Annotated in this window: 19 protein-coding genes and 1 tRNA gene; 4 read left to right on the top strand and 16 right to left on the bottom strand. The window is 61.7% G+C overall.

Translation table 11 applies throughout. The annotated features are described in order from the left end of the window. Positions 1 to 99: 99 nt before the first annotated feature. From araD1 to chvE, 4 genes are all read right to left on the bottom strand, one after another. Entirely contained in the window at positions 100 to 1,092 is a 993-nt protein-coding gene (gene araD1, locus FJW08_RS15445; protein ID WP_140811320.1) for an AraD1 family protein, read from the bottom strand. Positions 1,093 to 1,295: 203 nt separating this feature from the next. After that, positions 1,296 to 2,588 carry a multiple monosaccharide ABC transporter permease gene (gene mmsB / locus FJW08_RS15440; RefSeq protein WP_140811318.1) on the bottom strand — a complete coding sequence of 431 codons (1,293 nt, stop codon included), beginning with the start codon at positions 2,586 to 2,588 and terminating at the stop codon, positions 1,296 to 1,298. Continuing rightward, positions 2,585 to 4,117 (bottom strand): multiple monosaccharide ABC transporter ATP-binding protein, encoded by a 1,533-nt coding sequence (gene mmsA / locus FJW08_RS15435; protein ID WP_140811317.1) that lies wholly within the window; start codon positions 4,115 to 4,117, stop codon positions 2,585 to 2,587. The genes mmsB and mmsA overlap by 4 nt, the downstream gene beginning before the upstream one ends. A 165-nt stretch (positions 4,118 to 4,282) precedes the next feature. Further along, the gene (gene chvE / locus FJW08_RS15430; protein ID WP_140765083.1) at positions 4,283 to 5,353 is read right to left on the bottom strand and encodes a multiple monosaccharide ABC transporter substrate-binding protein; all 1,071 of its coding nucleotides are present in this window, start codon (positions 5,351 to 5,353) and stop codon (positions 4,283 to 4,285) included. 291 nt (positions 5,354 to 5,644) lie between these two features. Here chvE and FJW08_RS15425 point away from each other — a divergent pair, with 291 nt between their 5' ends. Then, positions 5,645 to 6,634, top strand: a complete 990-nt coding sequence (locus tag FJW08_RS15425; protein ID WP_015319281.1) for a LysR family transcriptional regulator — start codon at positions 5,645 to 5,647, stop codon at positions 6,632 to 6,634. Positions 6,635 to 6,719: 85 nt separating this feature from the next. Here the strand turns inward: FJW08_RS15425 and FJW08_RS32390 are convergent, their stop codons facing one another. Further along, positions 6,720 to 6,986, bottom strand: coding sequence for a hypothetical protein (locus FJW08_RS32390; RefSeq protein ID WP_181182935.1), 267 nt, complete (start codon positions 6,984 to 6,986; stop codon positions 6,720 to 6,722). A gap of 330 nt (positions 6,987 to 7,316) precedes the next feature. Here FJW08_RS32390 and FJW08_RS15415 point away from each other — a divergent pair, with 330 nt between their 5' ends. Continuing rightward, the gene (locus FJW08_RS15415) at positions 7,317 to 8,069 is read left to right on the top strand and encodes a Stf0 family sulfotransferase (RefSeq protein WP_246682358.1); all 753 of its coding nucleotides are present in this window, start codon (positions 7,317 to 7,319) and stop codon (positions 8,067 to 8,069) included. A 231-nt stretch (positions 8,070 to 8,300) separates the two neighbouring features. Here FJW08_RS15415 and FJW08_RS15410 read toward each other — a convergent pair whose 3' ends face one another. Then, the gene (locus FJW08_RS15410) at positions 8,301 to 9,134 is read right to left on the bottom strand and encodes an FkbM family methyltransferase (protein WP_181182934.1); all 834 of its coding nucleotides are present in this window, start codon (positions 9,132 to 9,134) and stop codon (positions 8,301 to 8,303) included. A 75-nt stretch (positions 9,135 to 9,209) separates the two neighbouring features. Here FJW08_RS15410 and FJW08_RS15405 point away from each other — a divergent pair, with 75 nt between their 5' ends. Beyond that, on the top strand, positions 9,210 to 9,515 hold the full coding sequence (locus tag FJW08_RS15405; protein ID WP_140811314.1) for a hypothetical protein: 306 nt from the start codon (positions 9,210 to 9,212) through the stop codon (positions 9,513 to 9,515). Between the two features lie 233 nt (positions 9,516 to 9,748). Here FJW08_RS15405 and FJW08_RS15400 read toward each other — a convergent pair. The 9 genes from FJW08_RS15400 to FJW08_RS15355 all read right to left on the bottom strand — a co-directional run bounded on the left by FJW08_RS15400 (position 9,749) and on the right by FJW08_RS15355 (position 18,907). Then, positions 9,749 to 9,822, bottom strand: a tRNA-Gly gene (locus FJW08_RS15400). Positions 9,823 to 9,874: 52 nt separating this feature from the next. Beyond that, positions 9,875 to 11,806: an acyltransferase family protein gene (locus tag FJW08_RS15395; protein ID WP_140811312.1), complete on the bottom strand. Its 1,932-nt coding sequence runs from the start codon at positions 11,804 to 11,806 to the stop codon at positions 9,875 to 9,877. A 188-nt stretch (positions 11,807 to 11,994) separates the two neighbouring features. Next, positions 11,995 to 13,485 (bottom strand): hypothetical protein, encoded by a 1,491-nt coding sequence (locus tag FJW08_RS15390; protein WP_140811311.1) that lies wholly within the window; start codon positions 13,483 to 13,485, stop codon positions 11,995 to 11,997. Between the two features lie 230 nt (positions 13,486 to 13,715). Continuing rightward, entirely contained in the window at positions 13,716 to 14,417 is a 702-nt protein-coding gene (locus tag FJW08_RS15380; protein ID WP_140811310.1) for a class I SAM-dependent methyltransferase, read from the bottom strand. Further along, entirely contained in the window at positions 14,410 to 15,435 is a 1,026-nt protein-coding gene (locus FJW08_RS15375) for a glycosyltransferase family 2 protein (RefSeq protein ID WP_210241194.1), read from the bottom strand. The genes FJW08_RS15380 and FJW08_RS15375 overlap by 8 nt, the downstream gene beginning before the upstream one ends. Positions 15,436 to 15,559: 124 nt before the next feature. Beyond that, entirely contained in the window at positions 15,560 to 16,990 is a 1,431-nt protein-coding gene (locus FJW08_RS15370; protein WP_140811309.1) for a HAMP domain-containing sensor histidine kinase, read from the bottom strand. After that, positions 16,987 to 17,661, bottom strand: a complete 675-nt coding sequence (locus FJW08_RS15365; RefSeq protein ID WP_140811308.1) for a response regulator transcription factor — start codon at positions 17,659 to 17,661, stop codon at positions 16,987 to 16,989. The genes FJW08_RS15370 and FJW08_RS15365 overlap by 4 nt, the downstream gene beginning before the upstream one ends. 46 nt (positions 17,662 to 17,707) lie before the next feature. After that, on the bottom strand, positions 17,708 to 18,103 hold the full coding sequence (locus FJW08_RS15360; RefSeq protein ID WP_140811307.1) for a hypothetical protein: 396 nt from the start codon (positions 18,101 to 18,103) through the stop codon (positions 17,708 to 17,710). A 186-nt stretch (positions 18,104 to 18,289) separates the two neighbouring features. Beyond that, a complete protein-coding gene (locus FJW08_RS15355; protein WP_140811305.1) occupies positions 18,290 to 18,907 on the bottom strand; it encodes an outer membrane protein in 618 nt (205 codons plus the stop codon). 475 nt (positions 18,908 to 19,382) lie between these two features. Between FJW08_RS15355 and FJW08_RS15350 the strand changes: the two genes are divergently transcribed. Then, positions 19,383 to 19,646, top strand: coding sequence for a DUF6460 domain-containing protein (locus FJW08_RS15350; protein WP_140765107.1), 264 nt, complete (start codon positions 19,383 to 19,385; stop codon positions 19,644 to 19,646). A gap of 3 nt (positions 19,647 to 19,649) precedes the next feature. Here FJW08_RS15350 and FJW08_RS15345 read toward each other — a convergent pair whose 3' ends face one another. Beyond that, positions 19,650 to 20,552: a histone deacetylase gene (locus tag FJW08_RS15345; RefSeq protein ID WP_140811304.1), complete on the bottom strand. Its 903-nt coding sequence runs from the start codon at positions 20,550 to 20,552 to the stop codon at positions 19,650 to 19,652. Positions 20,553 to 20,669: the final 117 nt, after the last annotated feature.

Here is a 20,669-nt window from a genome sequence, read left to right as displayed (position 1 = left end):
GCACGAAGCCAAGGCTTCGTACGGCGCCTGGCAAATACCTCAAGACCATATGTCAAAGCCTGTCATAGGACCATCTATGACGTCCTGATGTCTGGCGCATCACAGCGCCTTCACCGCCACCTTCACCGGCTTTTCGATTTCCAGCGGGTTGCGCAGCGGCAGACCAAAATCCCCTGCCTCGATCTCGAACACGTCGCCGGCCTCGGTATTGATGCCGTCGGCGAAGGACAGCGTCGCGGTGCCGAACATATGCACATGTACGTCGCCCGGCTGGCGGAACGCCGAATATTTGAAGTGGTGGTGCTCGAGATTGGCGATGGTGTGCGACATGTTCGCTTCGCCCGACAGGAACGGCTTCTCCCACAATGTCTTGCCGTCGCGCAGGATCCGCGACGTGCCGCGGATGTCCGAAGGCAGGTCGCCGATCAGAATTTCGGGCCCGAACGAGGCATTGCGCAGCTTGGAGTGGGCAAGGAACAGATAGTTCACGCGCTCGGTCACATGGTCCGAGAATTCGTTCGACAGCGTGAAGCCGACTCGGAATGGCGCGCCGTCATCGCCGATGACGTAGATCCCGGCGACCTCCGGTTCTTCGCCGGCGTCCTTGGCGAAGGCCGGCGACATGAGCGCCGCGCCAGGCGCGACCGCCATGGTGCCGTTGCCCTTGTAGAACCATTCGGGCTGCACGCCGACCTGGCCTTTCGCGGGCTTGCCGCCTTCCAGCCCCATGCGGAACATCTTCATGGAATCGGTGAGTTGCTCCTCCCCGTCGGTGCTGAGCTTCTTGTGCATGGAATCGCGCGTCGCGGCCGACCCGAGATGCGTCAGCCCCGTGCCGGTCAGATGCAGATGCGCCGGGTCGGGGTGATTGATCGGCGACAGGAGGCGCCCCCTCTTGTAGGCGGCGTCCAGATCGATTGTCTCGCCAAGTCCCTTGCGTTCGATCAGGGCGGCCAGGCCGACGCCGGTGCGGGCGGCCTCCATCGCCAGCGAATAGACGCTGCGCGCGCCGTTGATGATCCGGGTCTTCCCGCCGCTGCGGGCAACGACACGGATCGTCTCGGCGTCGTCGAGAATCTGCGAGATCAGCATGATCAGTCCTCTCTCATTTATCTGTATCCGGCTGCCAATGGGCAAACCCTGACCGGCGCGGCGCGGAAACGCGCCACGGTTGAAACGCTTCGTCCGGATTGCGTTCGCGAGCCTGGTCCTTCCCCGGACTTCTTGGTGCCGACGGGCCGCCGGCAGCTTCGCGATCTAGAACCCGTATGCCTCCTAGTCCTCGCCCCCGGCCCTTAAGCCTTGTTCTTGTTGTAGACGTCGAAGATGACGGCCCCGAGCAGGACCAGTCCCTTGACCACCTGCTGCCAGTCGACATTGACGCCCATGATCGACATTCCGTTGTTCATCACGCCCATGATGAAGCCGCCGACCACCGCGCCGATGACCTGGCCGACGCCGCCCATCGCCGAGGCGCCGCCGATGAAGACGGCCGCGATCACGTCGAGCTCGCTGCCGAGGCCCGCGGCCGGCACGGCCTGGCCGAGACGCGCGGCGATGATGAGGCCGCCGAGTGCCGACAGCACGCCCATATTGACGAACACCAGGAGCGTCAGCCGTTCGGTGTTGATGCCCGACAGTTGCGCCGCCTTGGCGTTGCCGCCCATGGCGTAGATGCGGCGGCCGATGGTCATGCGCTTGGTGACGAAGACGAACAATGAAATCAACACGCCCATCACCAGGAGCACGATCGGCAGGCCCCGATAGGTCGCGAACTGGAAGACCAGGAACAGCGCCAGCGCGCTGCCTACCAGGGTCTTGATGACGAACAGCGTGAAAGGCTCGGCCTCATAACCGTGGCGTTCGCGCTTGCGCCGCCCCCTGAAGCCGAAATAGGCGTAGGCGAGCACCGCGATCAGGCCCAGCACGATCGTCGTCATGTGCAGCGTGAGCCCGCTGCCGACAATGGTCTTGCCGGCGGCATTCACCGTCGGTGGGATCAGCGTCAGCGGGCCGATCACGTCCGGTATGAAGCCGGAACTCAGCGCCTTGAAACTGTCGGGAAGCGGACCGACCGAGGAGCCGCCGCCAAGCAGCGCCTGGCAGATGCCGCGGAAGATCAGCATGCCGGCGAGCGTCACGATGAAGCTTGGTATGCGGTGATAGGCGATCCAGTAGCCTTGCGCCCCACCGATCAACCCACCGACGACTAGGCAGACGATCGAGACCACGAGCGGGTTGCTGAACATGCCGAGCGGCCAGATGACCATCATCATGGCGGCAAGTGCGCCGATGAAGCCGGCGACCGATCCTACGCTGAGATCGATATAGCCGGCGACGATGACCAGCAGCATGCCGAGCGCCATCACGATGATGAACGAGTTCTGCTGCACTAGGTTGCTGAGGTTGACCGGTTTGAACAGCGTTCCCGACGTCGTGTACTGGAAGAACAGCATGATGACGATCAGCGCGATGATCAGGCCGTATTCGCGCAGGTTCGTCGTCAGCGCCGAGACGGCGATGCGAGGACCCTGCTTGACGTCCTCGGCGGTGCCGCTTTGCGGCGCGGGAGCGCTGTCTGTGCTCATGATGCTTTTCCTTCTCCGCGAACAATGGCGCGCATGATTTTTTCCTGGCTGGCTTCGCTTGCCGCCATCTCGCCGACCATGCGCCCTTCGTTCATGACATATATTCTGTCGGAGATGCCGAGCAGTTCCGGCATTTCCGATGAGATGACGATGATCGCCTTGCCCTCGGCGGCGAGGCGAGCGATGATTGTATAGATTTCGTACTTGGCACCGACGTCAATGCCGCGCGTCGGCTCGTCGAGGATCAGAACTTCCGGGTCGGCGAACAGCCATTTCGACAACACCACCTTCTGCTGGTTGCCGCCCGAGAGATTGCCGGTCAGCTGATAGACGCTGGATGCGCGGATATTGGTCTTTTTGCGATAGTCGTTGGCGACGCTCATTTCGCGCATATCGTCGATGACGCCGCCATTGGAAACGCCGGCGAGGTTGGCCAGCGTCACATTGTGCTTGATGTGGTCAATGAGGTTAAGCCCATAGGTTTTGCGGTCTTCGGTGACGTAGGCGATGCCGTTCTGCACTGCCTTGCCCACTGTCGAAAGGTCTGCGGGCTTGCCGTTGAGCAGCACCTCCCCGCTGATGTGCCGGCCATAGGAGCGACCGAACAGGCTCATGGCGAATTCGGTGCGGCCGGCGCCCATCAGCCCGGCGATGCCGACAACTTCGCCCTTGCGCACCTTGAGGTCGATGCTCTTGATTACTTGCCGTTCGGCATGGATCGGGTGGTAGACGGACCAGTCCTTGACCTCGAAAATGACGTCGCCGATATCAGGCTCGCGCGGCGGGTAGCGATCGTCGAGGGACCGGCCGACCATGGAGGTGATGATCCGGTCCTCGCTGATCTCCTTCCGCGGCAATGTCTCGATCGTGCGCCCGTCGCGGATCACCGTCACCTTGTCGGCGACGCGGTTCACCTCGTTGAGCTTGTGGGAGATCAGGATCGAGGTCATGCCCTGCCGCTTGAACTCAAGCAAAAGATCGAGCAGCGCCTGGCTGTCCTTCTCACTGAGCGATGCCGTCGGCTCGTCGAGGATCAGGAGCTTGACTTCCTTGCTGAGCGCCTTGGCGATCTCGACCAGCTGCTGCTTGCCGACGCCGATATTGGTGATCAGCGTCTTGGGGTCTTCCCTGAGACCGACTTTCTTCAAAAGCTCGGACGTGCGCGCCTCGTTGGCGTGCCAGTCGATGACGCCGTATCTGGCGTGTTCGTTGCCGAGGAAAATGTTTTCGGCGATCGACAGCATCGGCACCAGCGCAAGTTCCTGGTGGATGATGACAATGCCCTTGTGTTCGCTGTCATGGATGCCTCTGAAATGGCATTCCTGGCCCTGAAAGATGATTTGGCCATCATAGGTGCCGGAGGGATAGACGCCCGACAGCACCTTCATCAGCGTCGACTTGCCGGCGCCATTCTCGCCGACCACGGCGTGGATCTCGCCTTCCTCTACGCTGAGGTTGACGTTCGAGAGCGCCTTCACGCCGGGGAACGTCTTGGTGATGTCGCGCATCTCCAAAATCGTCGAGGTCATCAGGGCAAGCTCCTCCTAGACTTTCTTGTTTTTACGCAATTCCTGACGGAAAACCGCTACGCACTTTTCCTGGAATTGCTCTAGGCCGGCAGAAACAATACCGGGGTCGCTTCTGAACGAAAAGGGGTCCTGCGTTGCGCAGGACCCCTGATTTTATAACCGGAATTACTTCAGGTCTTCGGCCTTGATGTAACCGGAGTCGACGACCAGCTTCTGGTAGTTCGACTTGTCGACCTCATGCGGCGTCAACAGGATCGAGGGAACGACCTTGACGTCGTTGTTGTAGGTCTTGGTGTCGAGGCCGTCAGGCTTGCCGCCCGAGAGCACCTTGTCGACCAGTCCGACAGTGGCCTTGGCCAGGTCGCGGGTGTCCTTGAACACGGTCGAGTACTGCTCACCCGAGATGATCAGCTTGACCGAGGCGGTCTCGGCGTCCTGACCGGTCACGATCGGCCAGGGCTGAGCGGCCGTGCCGTAGCCCACCGCGCGCAGCGATGCGGTGATACCGCGCGACAGGCCGTCATAGGGCGACAGAACGCCATCGACGCGGCTGCCGTCCGAGTAGTTCGCCGACAGGAGGTTGTCCATGCGGGCCTGGGCGGTTGCCGCCAGCCAGCGCAGCGTGCCGACCTTGTCCATGCCCATCTGACCGGACTTGATCTTGATCGAGCCGTCGTCGATCAACGGCTGCAGGACCGAAATCGCACCGTTGTAGAAGAAGAAGGCGTTGTTGTCGTCCGGCGAGCCGCCGAACAGTTCGACGTTCCACGGCTTGGTGTTCGGAAAGCGCTCCTTGAGACCCTTGACCAGCGAATTCGCCTGGATCACGCCGACGCCGAAATTGTCGAAGGTGGTATAATAGTCGACATTGGGAGTCTTCTTGATCAGGCGGTCATAGGCGACGACGACGACGCCCGCGTCGTTGGCCTTCTGCAGCGCGTCCGACAAAGTGGTGCCGTCGATCGAGGCGATGATCAGCGCCTTCGGGCCCTTGGTGATTTCGTTTTCCAGCTGGCTGAGCTGGTTGGGGATGTCGTCCTGCGCATACTGCAGGTCGACAGTGTAGCCGAGAGCCTCGAGCTGGGATTTGACGGCGTCGCCGTCGTTGATCCAGCGCTGCGAGGTCTTGGTCGGCATCAGCACGCCGACAAGACCCTTGTCGGCCGCGTGCGCCTGATAGCTCATGGCAGCGATGCCAAGGGCCGCCACGGCGGCCAGCGTCTTGATAATCTTCACATTACTCTCCCTGGTTGATGGACGCGACACCTCGGGGCTTCGCGGGTCGCGCAACCGGACAGGAGCGCAAACGCGCCGCTGTCGGCTTTATCGATCTCCGGTATCCTCCCAATCGGCTCCGCGACGCAGTTTCAATCGATACGATTTTGTTCGTTACCGACCCCTGCACCTCGGAACGCGCGGAGGGTGGGTCGCTTTGCCATAACTGTCAAATGCGATCTTTGGTGGTTGCTATACCGAAACCGGTATGGTCTAGCATCCGAGAAGAATCGACGGAAAGGCTGGAAGATCATGGCGGCGTTGCGCGATCCCGATGCAATTCCGGTAAGTTACGAGAAGCTCCCGGGAGACGGGGAAACACTCCTGCGCAGTGGCTTGAGCTTGCGCCACATGCGCATGATAGCCGCCCTCGACGATCACGGACGGGTGAGCGCCGCAGCCCAGGTCATGAACATTTCCCAGCCGGCCGCCTCGCGCATGATCGCCGAGATGGAGGCGGTGCTCGACGTCAAGCTGTGCGAACGGCTGCCGCGCGGCGTAACCCTCACCCCCTATGGCCAGGCACTTGCCAGGCGGGCGCGCTCGATCCTGCTCGAGATGCGCGAAGCCGATCGCGAGATTGCCGAGCTCAAGGCCGGCAAGGGCGGCTCGGTGTTCCTCGGCGCCGTGACCGCGCCGGCGATCGAATTGGCCGTGCCGGCGATTCGCGAGATCCGCCGCATCTACCCGCGCATCGAGATCACCATGCAGGTCGAAACGTCGAACGTGCTCGCCCGCGAGCTGATCGCGTCGCGCCACGACTTCATCATCGCCCGCATTCCCGATGACCTCAATCCGCGGCTGTTCGAATCCCGTGTGATCGGCGTCGAGAAGGCCTGCCTGATCGTACGCCGCGGCCACCCGCTCGCCGGGGGCAATGTGGTGCGGCTGGAAGACACCGCCGCCTATGACTGGGTCTTCCAGTCGGGCGGTTCGCCCTTGCGCCAGGCGATGGAGAGCAACTTCCTGAACCGCAACATCGCGCTGCCGGACCGGATCTTGAACACCAGCTCGCTGCTGCTCACGCTGGTCATGGTCGCGCAATCCGATGCCATCGCGCCGGTATCGGTGCAGGTGGCGAAGTTCATCCAGAACCCAGACGGGCTTGCCGGCGCCATCGACGTCGTCCAGACCGAATTCGACATTGAGGTCAGGCCCTACAGCCTGATCACGGTCAGGAATCGCGTACTGTCGCCGGCGGCCAAGATGCTGCATGATTTCATCCTGCGCGAAGTGGGCTGATGGAACGAGAATCGCCGTCGCGCGTTCAAAAAAATCGGCATGCGCGCTGGAGCCTGTTTCGGGCGAGGGAACGAGGTGTCGGTGGTCAACAACTCGGGAGGTTTTCATGGAACGTCGGTTGTTTCTTACTGGAATGCTTGGCGTTGCGGGGGCAGTGGCGTTTGCGAGCGTGGCCGGACCTGGCCGCGCGCTTGCCGGTGTTCCCCAAGGCAATGGAATTCTCGATGAATTGGACAAGCCGGATCCGGCTGTCTTCGAAGGGGACGATCAGGTCGAACTGGAGCAGGTCTCCGATCGCCGCTGGCGTCGCTGGAGACATCGCGGTCCCGATGGCTACTGGCGTCGCCGCCATGGACGCCGCCGCGGCTGGAGACGGGTTTGCCGCAGCTACTGGCGCCACGGCCGCCGCCGCGTCCGCTGCCGGCGCGAGCGCGTCTGGCTCCGCGTCTGGCTGTAATCGCTTCTGGTTGACGGCCACCACAGCGTGGCCGATCACCTGACCGTGACGGATTAAGTAATTTAGCTTATTCTAATATCGAATCGACGGAGCATGCCAGCCCATCTCCGTTGCGGAGTTGTCGAGCGGAGCTGCGACCATGCCGAGGGGCGACCAAGAAGAACCGTATTCTAGAATTGTGATCAAGCGTCTACAATCTGGAGGCACTCGGCACGCATGAGGGGCGTGGCAATATTGACCGAAGCCCGCAGCGGTTCTGAATGGCTTGGCAGCCTCACGAACAGCACGGGATTATTCGGCAAGTCAGCCGAATGGCTCGACACGGCCAATCTGGGCTGCAAGCCGAAATCCTTTGATGATCTGCTATCCGCCGTGATCGATCGCGGCGGAACCGCGAACGGCACGTTCGCCGTGAAGCTGTTTCCACGGCATCTTCACTGGTCGCAGGCCAAATATGGAGCCGACTTCCTGGCGGAATGCAGCCGGCGCCATGCCATGGGTTTGATCCTGCTGGAACGGCGGGACCGTCTTCGCCAAGCGATTTCCTATTGCCGGGCGAAGGCGTCAGGCCATTGGAGAAGCACGATGGAGGGCGCGGACCTGGTTCCGCAATACGACTTCGCCGGCATCTGCCAAGCCTATTTCCTGATCGAGCAGAGCTATGCCTTCTGGGAGGCTTACCTGCGGTTGGCCGATCTGCGTTATGATCACTTTTTCTACGAGGATCTGCTGGACGATCCTCGTCCCTACGTCGCGTCGGTGGCCCGGCAGTTGTCGATGGAAATGCCGGACGGAGAGTTCGAGACGAATTTGCGCCTGCAGCGGGACGACCTCACCGAAGATTGGGCGGAGCGGTTCCGCAGCGACGTCAAATCGGAAGACCTGCTGGCGCATCTGCCCAAGAAGGTGGCGCCGCGGAATATCAACAACCTCGCCCGGTTCCTCCTCAAGAAGGAGATGCGAATCGGCCAGGCTTAGGCATTCCTGACAGCCCTGCCAGTTGGACAGGTTCTGACGTAGACCAGCAGTAGACGAACGTATAGGCGATTGCGCCGATCAGACCCCACGCGCCGATCGAGGGGCCGTTGCTCGTCCAGTGCATCTGCGCGGCAGTGCCTGAAACGGCGAGCATCACCAGCATCTGAGTGATGCGTAAGAATTTCTGCTCCATCTCGCGCATATGGCACTCACAAGGAAACGATTGAAGGCCTACGGCAAAAGTAGGATATCGTAGGTATCTTCTGGCAGTTCGCGGATATCGGCCTGTTTCTCGGACTTGCCGTCGAACACGATGCATCGTCGATAGGAGCGGGCCAGGTATTCCGTCATTTCGGAGACTTTGGCTCGATCGTAACGGCCGGGCACGTATTCCATGAGAATCGGAACACCTTGATCCACAATCTCCCCCATGGATCTGATCGCATCGGGTTCGGCGCCTTCGATATCCATCCATACAAGCCCGATCTCTTCCGGGCTGACGTCGAGGTCTTGCAGTATGCCGTCCACGCGGCGCAGTGGGACTTGAACCGATGTTCCGCCGTGATCAGTTATGCTGCTGGCCCCAAAATTCTTCTCGTCAAAATAGAAATCGACTGTCCCATCCCTGTCCCCAACCGCACACTCGATGACCGAGGTTTTCTCAGCCAGCCCGTTCAAGGCAAGGTTCTGCTTCAGCAGGTGGATATTGTTCGGCGCCGGCTCGACGCAGATCAGCCGGTCAAAATGCCCTTGCCTGGTGAGATAGACGCTATGTGTCCCGATGTTTGCGCCTAGCTCCAACAGCGTTTTCCCAAAGGGCTGGCCGATTATCTCAAGTACCCTGTCAGCCAAGGCTCGCTGATATTGGCCATTCCTGAAAAGGTGCCGGCCTACTAGTTCATGAGGCGAGAAAACAAGCCTGTGGTCAGCGAACTGCCTTGTGACCAAAACTATGTCTTCATTGATCGTCAGCAGGCTGAAGTACCGAAACCCGTCAAAGGCACGGAGTCCGGCGAACAATTTGTCGCGCGAGCGCTTTAGCGCCCTGTCGAATGGTCGAAACATTTTTAGCCCCATGCGGTAGTACTAGCGGTAAGTCCGCTTTCTAACAACACTGCAAAATTGATTTTGAAGAAACCTATGTCCATTCTCTGGGAACGGAGTCTAGTGCCGCGGCTTAACGCCAGCGCCACGCCGTACGGCGCACAGGCGTATTTCTATGATGCCGGTACGCTGACGCCGCACTGTGATCCCGAACGATTTCCGGTGGTCGCCAACTCGGGCGGCATGTTCCCGCCAGTCTTCCTGGCAGAGCAGATCCACTATCATTTGAGGATCGAGGACGCCGGCGTCTCGACCATCTGGGTTGTAGACAATATCTCGGCGCCGACAACCGTTGTCCCGGACCCGCCCAGCGGGGCACCGACACGCAATATCTGGTGCTGACGGGGGATCTGAAGCAGACATGGCGGGCCTCGACCCCGACCGGGTATGTGGACGCACCACAGGCAATGCTCGTCAGGCGCCGCGGAACGGGCAAACGCCGACACCAGCGCTCTCTTCCAGTTCCTGTGGACCGAAGATGCAACATTCGAGCATGGACGATGCCGGAACCGATGGTGTAAAACCGCCGGAATCTCGGCCAACCCCGATCAGCCGCGACGCCTTGTGTGGCCTGCTGGAGCGGGTAGCGGGAATCGAACCCGCGCGTTCAGCTTGGGAAGCTGACAGGCTACCATTACATCATACCCGCGCTGCAGCCTCGTTATCATGACCGCATGGCCTCGGGCAATCGCAAACCGGTCTCACAATGAGGGCTTCGCCAGTTCACCAGTGACGGTCGGCGCCTCTTCCCTGACCTTTGCGACTTCGCCGCCGGCGGCGAAGCTCGGCCAGTATTTCGAGACGGCCAGCGTCGCGCCGGCGGAAGAGAAATGACCATAGTCGAAATAGAGAAACTGCTTGCTGGTGGCATCCGCATAGGAACAGCCGATGGCGTCGCACAGATAGGTGAGCGGGTCGATGAAGGTCGCGCCCTTGGCGAAGAGCTGCACCTGCTTGTTGATGTCGGCATCCATGGCCATAGGCCAGGATGTACTCACGGCGCCTTCGTGTTTTGCAAAGAAAGCGATCTTCTGGACGTCGGCGATGAACTCCGGAGACTGGCCGATGACATAGACCTTGACACCCATGTCACGCAGCCGGTCGATCGTCGTCTGCAGTCCGCCGAAGCCCCTGGCCTGGTAGTCCGTCCATCGGCCGCTCAGGATCACCGCCTGGATATTGGCATCGCGGATGATCGACAGCGCCCGTTCGTTGAAGCGGGTGCAGTTCGGCCTGGCATAGGAAAAGTAGGACAGGTTGGGTGGGCAGCCGGCATAGGTATATTGGATGACGTTGGCCTGGATTTTCTGCGCGTTGGCCTCCAGCCCCGAAACGTAGTGAGCCGCGAAGGAATCGCCCCACAGCAGCACATTGGTGGGAAAGCCATGCGTGCGCGTGCAGTCGGCAAGGTTCCAATCCTCGATCCGGCTCGCACCCTCGTTGAAGCAGACGCCGTTGCGCCAGTCACCCACCACGATCGGTTGCGTCGAGAAATCGGGGAACCGCTGCGGAAAGCCGTTGCCGAGCATACCGGCCAGACCGCCGACGCACAGCAGGGCGATCGCCGTCGCCGAAAAGGCGAAAATCGGCAGCGGGGCGGTGAAGGCCCGCTTCCGCCGGAAAGGCTGCTCGACATATCTCCAGGAGAAGGTCGCCAGGGCGAAGCTGGCCACCGTCATTGCGACGATCGTCGGCACCGAGACGGCTTTCAGCGAGAGATAATGGACGAAGGAATTGATCGGCCAGTGAACAAGGTAGAGCGAATAGGAGATGAGGCCGATCCAGACCATCGGAGCGAATTGAAGCACGCGCGTGGCGACAGGCACGGGGCGGTTCGCGTGGTTCTGGCCCGCGTAGATGAGCAGGGCCGTTCCGATACAGGGAAACAGGGCATTGTAGCCGGGAAACGGATCGCTCTCCGAAATCGTCAGGAAGCCGAACGCGAGCAGGGCAAAGCCGGCCAAGCCGAGCAGTTCCGTTGCCGCCCGGCTGGCAAGTGGCGGCGGCCTCTTCAGCATCAGCACGGCGCCCAGCGCCAGTTCCCAGATGCGTGTCGGCAAGAGGTAGAAGCCGGCGGTCGGCGCCAGAGTGGTCGCCATGACCGCCAGGGCAAAACTGCCGATGGCGATCGGCAGAAGTATCGTCAGCCAGCGCTTCGAGGCATACCGGTAGATCAGATACACAAGGATCGGCGCGAAGATGTAATACTGCTCCTCGACCGAGAGCGACCATGTGTGCAGCAGCGGCCGCAGTTCGGCGTCGATCGAAAAATAGTTTGTCGTCTTCCAGAAATAGATGTTCGACCAAAAGGTCGAGGCCGCGATCACGCTGAGGCTGAATTCGTGCAGGTCCGACGGCAACAGGATGAACCAGGCGGCAATGCTTGCAAGCAGGATGACGAAGGTCAGCGCCGGCAGGATGCGCCGCGCACGGCGCCAGTAGAAGCGCCCGATCGAGAACTGACCGCGCTCGAGATCATCCAGCAGGCTGCCGCTGATCAGATAGCCCGATATGACAAAGAAAATATCGACGCCGGTGAAGCCACCGGGAATGGCGGACACGCCGAAATGGAAAAGCACGACCGGCAGCACCGCAACTGCCCGAAGGCCGTCGATGTCGCGCCTGTAGTTCATTCGACCGGTCCGTATGCCGTAGCCTGCGAAGGCCATGCGGCGGCGCCTGGCATGCCCTTCATACGGCGATCCCCTTTGTACGGTCCCACGGACTGTGCTCTGCAGCATGACTTTGCTGCACTGCAATATCCGTGTCAAGGTGAATGCCTTCGAACGCTGGCCACGCCGGTTTTGCGGGATCGGGTGAATCAGGCGCCGGGCAGGTAGATCACGGCATAGTCGTCGGCATAGGCCCGCTTCCAGCCCAGTTCATTGAAGAAGGGGATGCGGGTGTCATCGGCCGTAAGCAGTGCCCAGCCGATGGCGTATTTCTTCAACTGGGCCTCGAGCAGCGGTTTTCCGCCGGTTTGCCCCGTTGCGTCGTCGGCTTTCATAAAACCGCCGAGAAACAGCTGGTCCGTCCTGCCGTCGACGTAGGTCTTGATGCCATGGAAAACCAGCGTGCCGCCGAAATTGTAGGAATTCAAGACATTGCCGGACAGGTGGTGATCCCAGGCGAATGCAAGGGCACCGCTGGCCGACGTCTTCGGGCTCGGCGCGACCTGGTAGGCGTTGTTGAGCGCAAGCGACGCGCCAACCAGCAACACCGCCGTCGCGCCGCAGAGCAGATGGAATTGGCCGGCGAAGAATTTTTCCAGTCCGTCACGCTTTTCGTTCAGCCAGACGCTGGCTGACAGGGCGGGGTACTGGCGCGCGACTTCGACCGCAACCACCAGCGGAACAAGCAGGAAGAACAGATAGACGAAGCGCTGATGCGACAGGTAGACATGCAAGGTGAAGACGATGAACAACGCCTTGGCCCAGCCGATCCGCAACCTTGACGTCATAAGCCCGAAAAGCGCCACCAGTATCGCGGCTTCCTGCATGTCCTGTTCCGGGGCATTGAACGGCCGCCACTCCAGGATCAGCGGCACCGCCTCATTGCCATGGGCAACGGTGAGCGTGGCCAGGATGGCTTGCACACCATAGGGATGGATGAGGCAGACCAGCGGACAGAGCAGGCCAAACGCCACCCACTTCGCCAAGAGAGCGGGTTTCGACAGGCCGATGCGCGCCAGGAGATCGAGACCGGCGAAGGCGGTGATGACGAAGCTCAAGGTGAAGGTAGCGTGGAGGTTGGCCCAGAGCACAACCAGCGCGAGGAGCCACCAGGGCGGAGCCCGCTCCTCTGCCGATGCACGAAACAACACCGCCGTCCAGATGACGATGATCGGCAAGGTGAAGACGTGGGGACGCGCCGTATAGATAGGGGCGATCAGGAAGGCCAGGATGAATGTCAGCGCTACCGCCACTATCGGCCTCAGCCACGCGCTGAGGAACCATGCCGTCACGAAGACTGTCAGCCCTATCGCGGCGATGATCAGCGCGGCCACACCATTCCATCCGCCGATACTATAGGCAACGCTCAGAAAGACCTGCCCCAGCCATTCCTTTGCGATCCACGGATGCCCGGCAAAAGTGTAGGAATAGGGATCGACCGTTGGAAATGTCCGGTTTGCCAGGAAATCCAGCCCGACTTTCACTTGCCACCAGCTGTCGGGGTCCTTGAGGGTCGAGCCCGCGAATGGGGCCAATCCAGCAGCTATGATGGAGGCTGCGAACAGGCAGAATACCAGCTTGATGCGCTGCGCATCCTCGAGCCGCGACGTGGTCGGAACGATTGCCTCAACCTGGTTCATGTCGCGCTCCAGGCCATTTCGCCTCTATTCTTGTCGACCGATCGGGGGCATCCGCGCCACCGACGAACGAAATGGGCCTAGCCGGGATGAAAAACGGCAGCGAAGAGCCGGTTTCCCGCCAGATGGACAAACGGGTTTTCGGTGAGAGCGCCAACCGCGCTGGAATGACCGCGCATCCCAGCGTCGTGTTCAACAGGCCGACGGCGCCAGATGGCAGCATCCTCGGACAGTCAAACGAGCGGCTTGACCACATGCGCAAAATATTGGGCTCCAACAGGTATCTTGGTCAGGAAACGCTCAAGCGGCCGCAGCTTTGCAAGCAGTCTGGGAAAGAAAATCCGATAGACGATCCGAGTGCCGGAAAGGCCCGCCGCGGCCATTCGCCTGCGCATCTGCGGCGAGCTTATCAGGACCGCGTTCTCATCGAAGGCGCAATTCCTTACCGCGTGGGTGGTGAGTGGATTCCACGGGTTGTGCTCGAAGACAAAGAAACTGCCGCCATTGGCCAGCACCCTGCCTAGCTCCGCGAACAATCCGATCTGAAGGTTCTCGGGGATGTGATGGAAAACGCAAGCCGCGAAGGCAAGGTCGAAGCTATGGTCGGCGAAGGGAATTGTCTGGCCGTTGAAATGCGTGAACGCGGCCTGATCGGGGAAGCGCTTGCTGGCGATGTCGAGCGATTCCCGCGAAGGATCGAGCAGGACGATCTCGCTGTCGGGAAACGCTGCGCGCATGTAGCCGAGCGAATTGCCGACGCCGGCACCGAAGTCGAGTATGCGCCTGGGTTTCACGCCGGCCCGTCCCAGTGACGCCGCGACGTCGTCGATCTTGTATTTCGCGAAGAAGTCCGGCGTCTCGCCACTAAGCCTTATGCTCGCGGCATGCTGCTCCTGGTACTCGCGCGCAAACTGGTCGAATTCGGCCTCAAGCACGGGCCGCCCTCTTTGCCATCTCCTGCAGGCGATGGACCGGGAGATCGCTGTCCTTGGCCGACTGGCCACGCGAAACGATCTCGTTGACGAAATAGAGCGGCCGCCGCTTCGTCTCCATGTACATGCGGCCGAGATACTCGCCGAAGATGCCGAGCACCAGAAGCTGGACGCTGCCCAGGATGAGCATGATCGCGGCAAGGCTCGTCCAGCCGGGCAGCACATTGCCGACAGACCATTCCAACAGCGTATAGCCAAGCACGAGCAGGCCGAGCAGGCCGGACATCATCCCCAGCAGCGAGGCAAAGCGCAAAGGCACGATCGAAAAGCTGGTCATCGCGTCGACCGCCAGGAGAACCATCTTCTTCAGCGGGTAATGCGTGGTGCCGGCAAAGCGCCGGTGCCGTTCATAAGGGAAGGCGACCTGCCTCAGCCCGATCCAACTCACCATGCCGCGAATGAACCTGTAGCGTTCGGGCATCGCGATCAGATGGTCCAGCGCACGGCGGCTCATCAACCGGAAATCTCCGGAGTCCGGCGCGATCTCGACATCGACCATCCTGCCGAGCAGACGGTAGAACATCGAGGCGGAGGCCAGCTTGAACCAGCTTTCGCCGTCCCGTTTCACCCTTTGGCCGTAGACGACGTCGAAGCCTTCATCCATCCTGGCCATCATCGCGCCCAGCAGTTCGGGCGGATCCTGGAGATCGGCGTCGAGAATGAGAATGCGCTGGCCGCGGCAGAATTCCAGCCCCGCGCTCAAGGCGATCTGGTGGCCGTAGTTGCGTGCAAGATCGATGGCGACCACATGGTCGTCCTTTTCGGCCAGTTCGAAAATGGCCTCGCGGGTGCCGTCGGTCGCCCCATCGATGACGAGCACGACCTCGTAGGAGAGGCTTTGCTCGAGGCATACCGCGCTGACGCGTCGGTGAAGCTCCGCCACGCCGTCGCGTTCATTGTAGCAAGGCACGACGACCGACAACATGGGTGCGCGGTGCGCGTCGATTTTTCCCGTTCCCACCAAAGCCTGGCTCCCGCTTTGGAAATGGCAATAGCGGCAATTGGTTAGAAAACAGATAAATCAGCGATCGGCGCGGCCGCTGGCTGGCCGGCTGCCATGCGTTTGGCGCCTTCAACGGCCCGGGTCACGAACGAACCGGCAGTTCCATGCGGATGCGGGCACCGCGCCATGAGCCCGCCAGGATCCTGATCGTTCCCTCGTGCAGCAGCGCGATCTGCCGGGCGAGGTTCAGGCCCAAGCCGGCCCCACGCGACTGCGGCTGCAGGCGATAGAAGGGCTCGAAGACATTCTCTCGCTCTTCCTCGGGAATGCCCGGGCCTTCGTCGCGCACTTCGATGCCGCCCGTCCTGTCGATCGCAATCGTGATGGTACCGCCACCGCCGCCATGCTCGATGGCGTTGCGCATGAGGTTGGCGAGTGCCCGCTCGATCTGCAGCACGTTGACTTCGACGCGTGTCATGTCGGTCGAAGGCTCGAAGGCAAGGTCGTAGCCGGCCTCGATGGCGAGTGGCGCGAAGTCGGCCGCCACCCGGCTGACCAGATCGTCGAGATCGACGATCTCGCGCTGGTCGGATGGACGGTCGAGCAGTTGATGGTCGAGCAGTTGCTGGGCAAGATGCGACAGGCGCTCGATATCATGCAGCAGCCGCGCGCTTTGCGGCTCCTGTCGCAGCAGCTCGGCGCGCGTGCGTAGGATGGCGATCGGCGTGCGCAATTCGTGCGCCGCGTCGGTGAGGAAACGGTTGTGCCGGTCGTATCCCTGAGCGAGGCGGGCCAAAGCCTCGTTGAAGGCATGCACCAGCGGCGCGATTTCCTGCGGCACGTGCTTGACCGGCAACTGCATCGCGCGGGTACCGATATCGATGCGGGCAGCCTGGCGGACGGTTTCGACAAGGCCGGCAAAGGAGCGCCGGACCACGGCCGGCGTCGTCACCAGCGTGGTGGCGCCCATGACGAGGACGATGGGCAGCAACAGGATCGCGATGACGAGCGCAAGCGCCGGCAGGGCGCGCTCCCAGTTCCTGCTGCCGTCCGGGTACCGGGCGACCTCCACCGTCGCCGAAATGTTGATCTCGAGCCCGTCGGTCTCCTGGCGCGACGACTGCGTCGCGGCGATGATCTGTACCGCGCCGGCTTTGGTCGAAGCGTTTTCGATATAGGCTTCCGGCCGCGTGTCCTTGTCGGAGAATCCGATCGTGGCGTGATCTGCTTGGCCGAGCAGGCCACCAAGGTCCTTGGTGTAGACATCCGGTATCGTGCCGGAACGGACGGTTCGCCCGCTACTGTCGCGAACGATGTACCAGACATTGGGGAAGCTCTGGCGAAACGCGGCGAGGTCTTGCGTTTCACGGACAATCAGCCTGCCGTCCTTGTCGCGGTCGACGGCATCCTTGACGGCCGCGACGGCAGCCTCGTTGTCGATGAGCAGCCTCGGATTGGCGATCCAGAGGGCTGCCGCGCACAAAACGATGAAGAGGAGCAGCGTCGCCGCCTGGAGCAGGATCAGCCGGCGGACCAGGATCCATTGCAGCGAGCGCGCGCGCAGCTTCTTCACGAGGCTGCCCGCAGGAGATAGCCAAGATTGCGGATCGCTCGTATCTCGATGCCGGCGGCGACATCGTCGAGCTTGCGGCGCAGCCGCGAGACATGTGCGTCGAGCGCATTCGAGCCGATCTCGTCGTCCAGGGCGTAGACGGCTTCCTCGAGAGCGCTGCGCATGATCGTCCGGCCCGGCCGGCGGATGAGCGTTTCAAGCACCAGCCTTTCACGTCGCGGCAAATCGAGCGCCTGATCCTCGACCAGCGCCTCGCGATGGCGGAAATCATAGGTGAGGCGCCCGACCATTGTCTGGTTGGCGCGTGAGGTGAACGAGCGGCGATGCAGGGCGTGGAGCCGCGCGACGAGTTCCACCGTGGCGAAAGGCTTGACCATGTAGTCGTCGGCGCCGGCATCGAGCCCGGCGACCCGGTCGTCCAGCCCGCTCATCGCCGTCAGCGCGATCACCGGCGCATCCAGATGCAGGGCGCGCAGGCGCGGGATCAGACTGAGGCCGTCGCCATCCGGCAGCCGGCGGTCCAGCACCACGGCGTCGTGATAGCCCAGACGAGCTACCGCCTCGGCGTCGGCCAAGGTCGCGGCATGGTCGACGATGATGTCCAGACGCTCCAGGGCGGTCTTCAGCACGGAGGCCATTTCCGGTTCGTCCTCGATCAGCAGGACGCGCATTGGCGTTCTCCTTCACCCGCTGCCGCAGGATTTGCGGTTCGGCGGTTCATTCGCATTCCAGCTTTGGCCGGCGGAAATCGGTGATGAACCAGCGGCCGCCGGAAGCGCGGGCGTAAAATGTGTAGAAGCATTCCTGACGCTCGATATAGCCGGGCGTTTCGGTCTCTTCATAGACGGTTCCGTGTTTTGTGTGGCGGACTTCGCCACTCGATGTCCCGGAAACCGCTGACGTCGAGACCTGGCGCCACTGATAGGCGCGCTCTCCCCGGCCGAGGTCTACGATCGCCGTCGGCGGACCGTAATCCACAACGACCGATTCGACCGGTTGTCCGACATAATTCTTCATGATGTCGGAGGCGCAACCCGCCAATGCGAGTGCGATCGCAATGAACGATAGCAACGATAGCTTGGACGTCCGTCGGCCGGAGCGATGCTTGGACATTGCTGATTCCCATGGTGAAAATTCACGCAGGGGACCTAGATTGCGAAGATTACATCGACATTGCGACAAGCATCGATTGCTCTTTCCTCGAGGGAACGTCCGCGTCCGGGCATCGATGCATCGACGACAAGATCGCGCGATGCCGTTGCGGCCATCGCGCGATCGGGGTCCGCCCACTTGCTGTTTCTAGAACCGGTAGTTGATGCCGGCTTTCAACTCATGGCTGCCGATCGTCTCCTTGGAGCTGCCTAGGGCCGATGTCGTTTCCACGCCGGGGGTGCGGACATAGTCGTACTCGACCTTGGCCGAGAGGCCGCCGGCGAAACCCTGCTCGATGCCGGCGCCGACGAGGTAACCGACCTTCCATCCGTCGCTGCTCCTCACGCCGTCGCCCTTGTCGAACCTGGTCATGGCCACGCCGCCGGTTCCGAACAGCAACGTCTGGTCGAAGCTCACACCGGCCTTCGCCTTGGCCGCGCCGCGCCATTTCTCCTTGATCTTGCCGCCCCGGACATCGTGTTCGGCGCCGCCCAGATAGGAACCTTCGATCTCGGCGCCGAGAACCGCCGGGCCCATCTGCTGGTTGTAGCCGGCCTGGACGCCGCCGCTGAACCCGTTTCGACCGGCGAACGGGTTCGGCATCCCCGTGAACGCCGTACCGCCATGGACGCCGACATAGGCGCCGCTCCACTGGAAGGCAGGGGGATCATTGTAGGCAGGCGAGAGGTCGGCGGCCATCGCCGGCCCGAGAAGACACAGGGCGAGGGCACTCGCCGTCAGGACGATCTTTGCTTGAGGGGACACTGCATTACTCCAACACAAACGCGCATCCGCACCCGATACGCTGGTTAATTGCCGAGGAGCCTGACCGTTGAGGCGGTCAGCTCCGATGGGTGTCTTTCAGGGATGGTCGCGCGGTTCTGGGGACCGGCTTTCACCGGCGGTGGTAGGGGCGGAGCGCCGCGCGGTCCGTCACCTGAAAGACGCCTGGTATCTCGCAAGTGAAAATTGCACGCACATTGCGCAAAACCGGAAAATGACGGTTTTGTGCTTTATTTTCAATAAATTAAAATGAAATTGTTTACCTATATTTAAGAATTGCGGCTCGCGGAAGCCGCTCTGCCAGACGCTCGAGTGATCCGGGCTTTCGATGGCGTTCAACATCTGGCTGCGACTTATCAGTTTCTCCGTACAGACCGCGCCGGCTTGATGGATGATCGCCAAGCACGTATCTCTGGGCCGTGCCCACGAGTCCGGGCATCTCAATCGGGAGACGGCCTTGTCCGCACTGACGCGCTTTCTCGGCGACTCGCCGCTCAGGGTTGTCCTGAAGCTGCTGGTGGTATCCTTTCTCGTCGGCCTGGTCATGAACGCCTTCGGCTGGTCGCCGATGGATGTGTTCTACGGCATCCGGAAGTTCTTCATCGATCTCTGGAATCTCGGCTTCCATGCCATCGACCGCTTCCTCGGCTATATCCTGCTTGGCGGCGCGATCGTCGTGCCGGCCTTCATCCTACTCAGGATCGCCAACTATCGGAAGTGACTTTCACGCGTAGCCCGACGCCACCTCGAACAGGATGGCGTGACGCGCGGCAAGTGCCGGCACATCGGTGGAATAGCCGCCGCCGATGACACCGCAGACAGGAATGCCGAGCGCCCGAGAATGGCCGATGACCATCTCGTCGCGAGCGCGCAGGCCGTTGTCGGAAAGCGCCAGCCTGCCGAGCCGGTCCTCGGCATGGACGTCGACGCCGGCATTGTAGAAGACGATATCCCAATGCGCCCGCGTGGAGAGGTCCCGCAGGATGGTATCAAGCCTTTCGACATAGGCCGCGTCGCCCGTGCCGTCGGGCAGGGCGATGTCGAGGTCCGAGGCGATCTTGCGTGTGGGATAGTTGCGCTCGCCATGCATGGAGAAGGTGAACACGCGTGGCTCATCGCCTAGAATATCCGCCGTGCCGTCGCCCTGATGCACGTCGAGGTCGACCACCAGGACCTTCTGCGCCGCACCCTCCGCGAGCAGCACCAGCGAGGCGACGGCGACATCGTTGAAGGTGCAGAAGCCGGCGCCCTGCGCGCGCCGCGCGTGATGGCTGCCGCCGGCGGTGTTGCAGGCAATGCCGTGGCGCAAGGCAAGCCGGGCCGCCAGCACAGTGCCGCCGGTGGCAAGCTGCGCGCGCAGCGAAACGCGCGGGTCGACCGGGAAGCCGATCTCGCGCTCGATTTTTTCCGGCACGGAGCAGGAGAGGACCTGGTCGACATAGGCGGCCGCATGGGCAAGCTTCAGCCACGGCGCCGGCGCGGGTTCAGGAGTGTTGAGCGCGCCGGGTCCGGCCAGTCCGCGTGCGCGCAAGGCCTCCATCAGCAGCGGATATTTGCTCATCGGAAAGCGATGGTTGGTGGCGAAGCCGGCGTCGTAGTCGGGATGATGGACGATCTGCAGGGGCATGAGACTGGTCCGGCGGCTTCGCGCCAGAGCGGGATTTCGGTTGGTCGTCGCGGACGGGCGATTGCGTGGTGGCCGGAAAATGAGGCACATCGGTTCCCCGATCAAGCCGCAATCAGC

Origin of the sequence: Mesorhizobium sp. B3-2-1 (assembly GCF_006439515.1) — a bacterium.
Taxonomy (GTDB): Bacteria; Pseudomonadota; Alphaproteobacteria; order Rhizobiales; family Rhizobiaceae; genus Mesorhizobium.
This window is presented reverse-complemented; position numbering and strand designations above follow the sequence as displayed.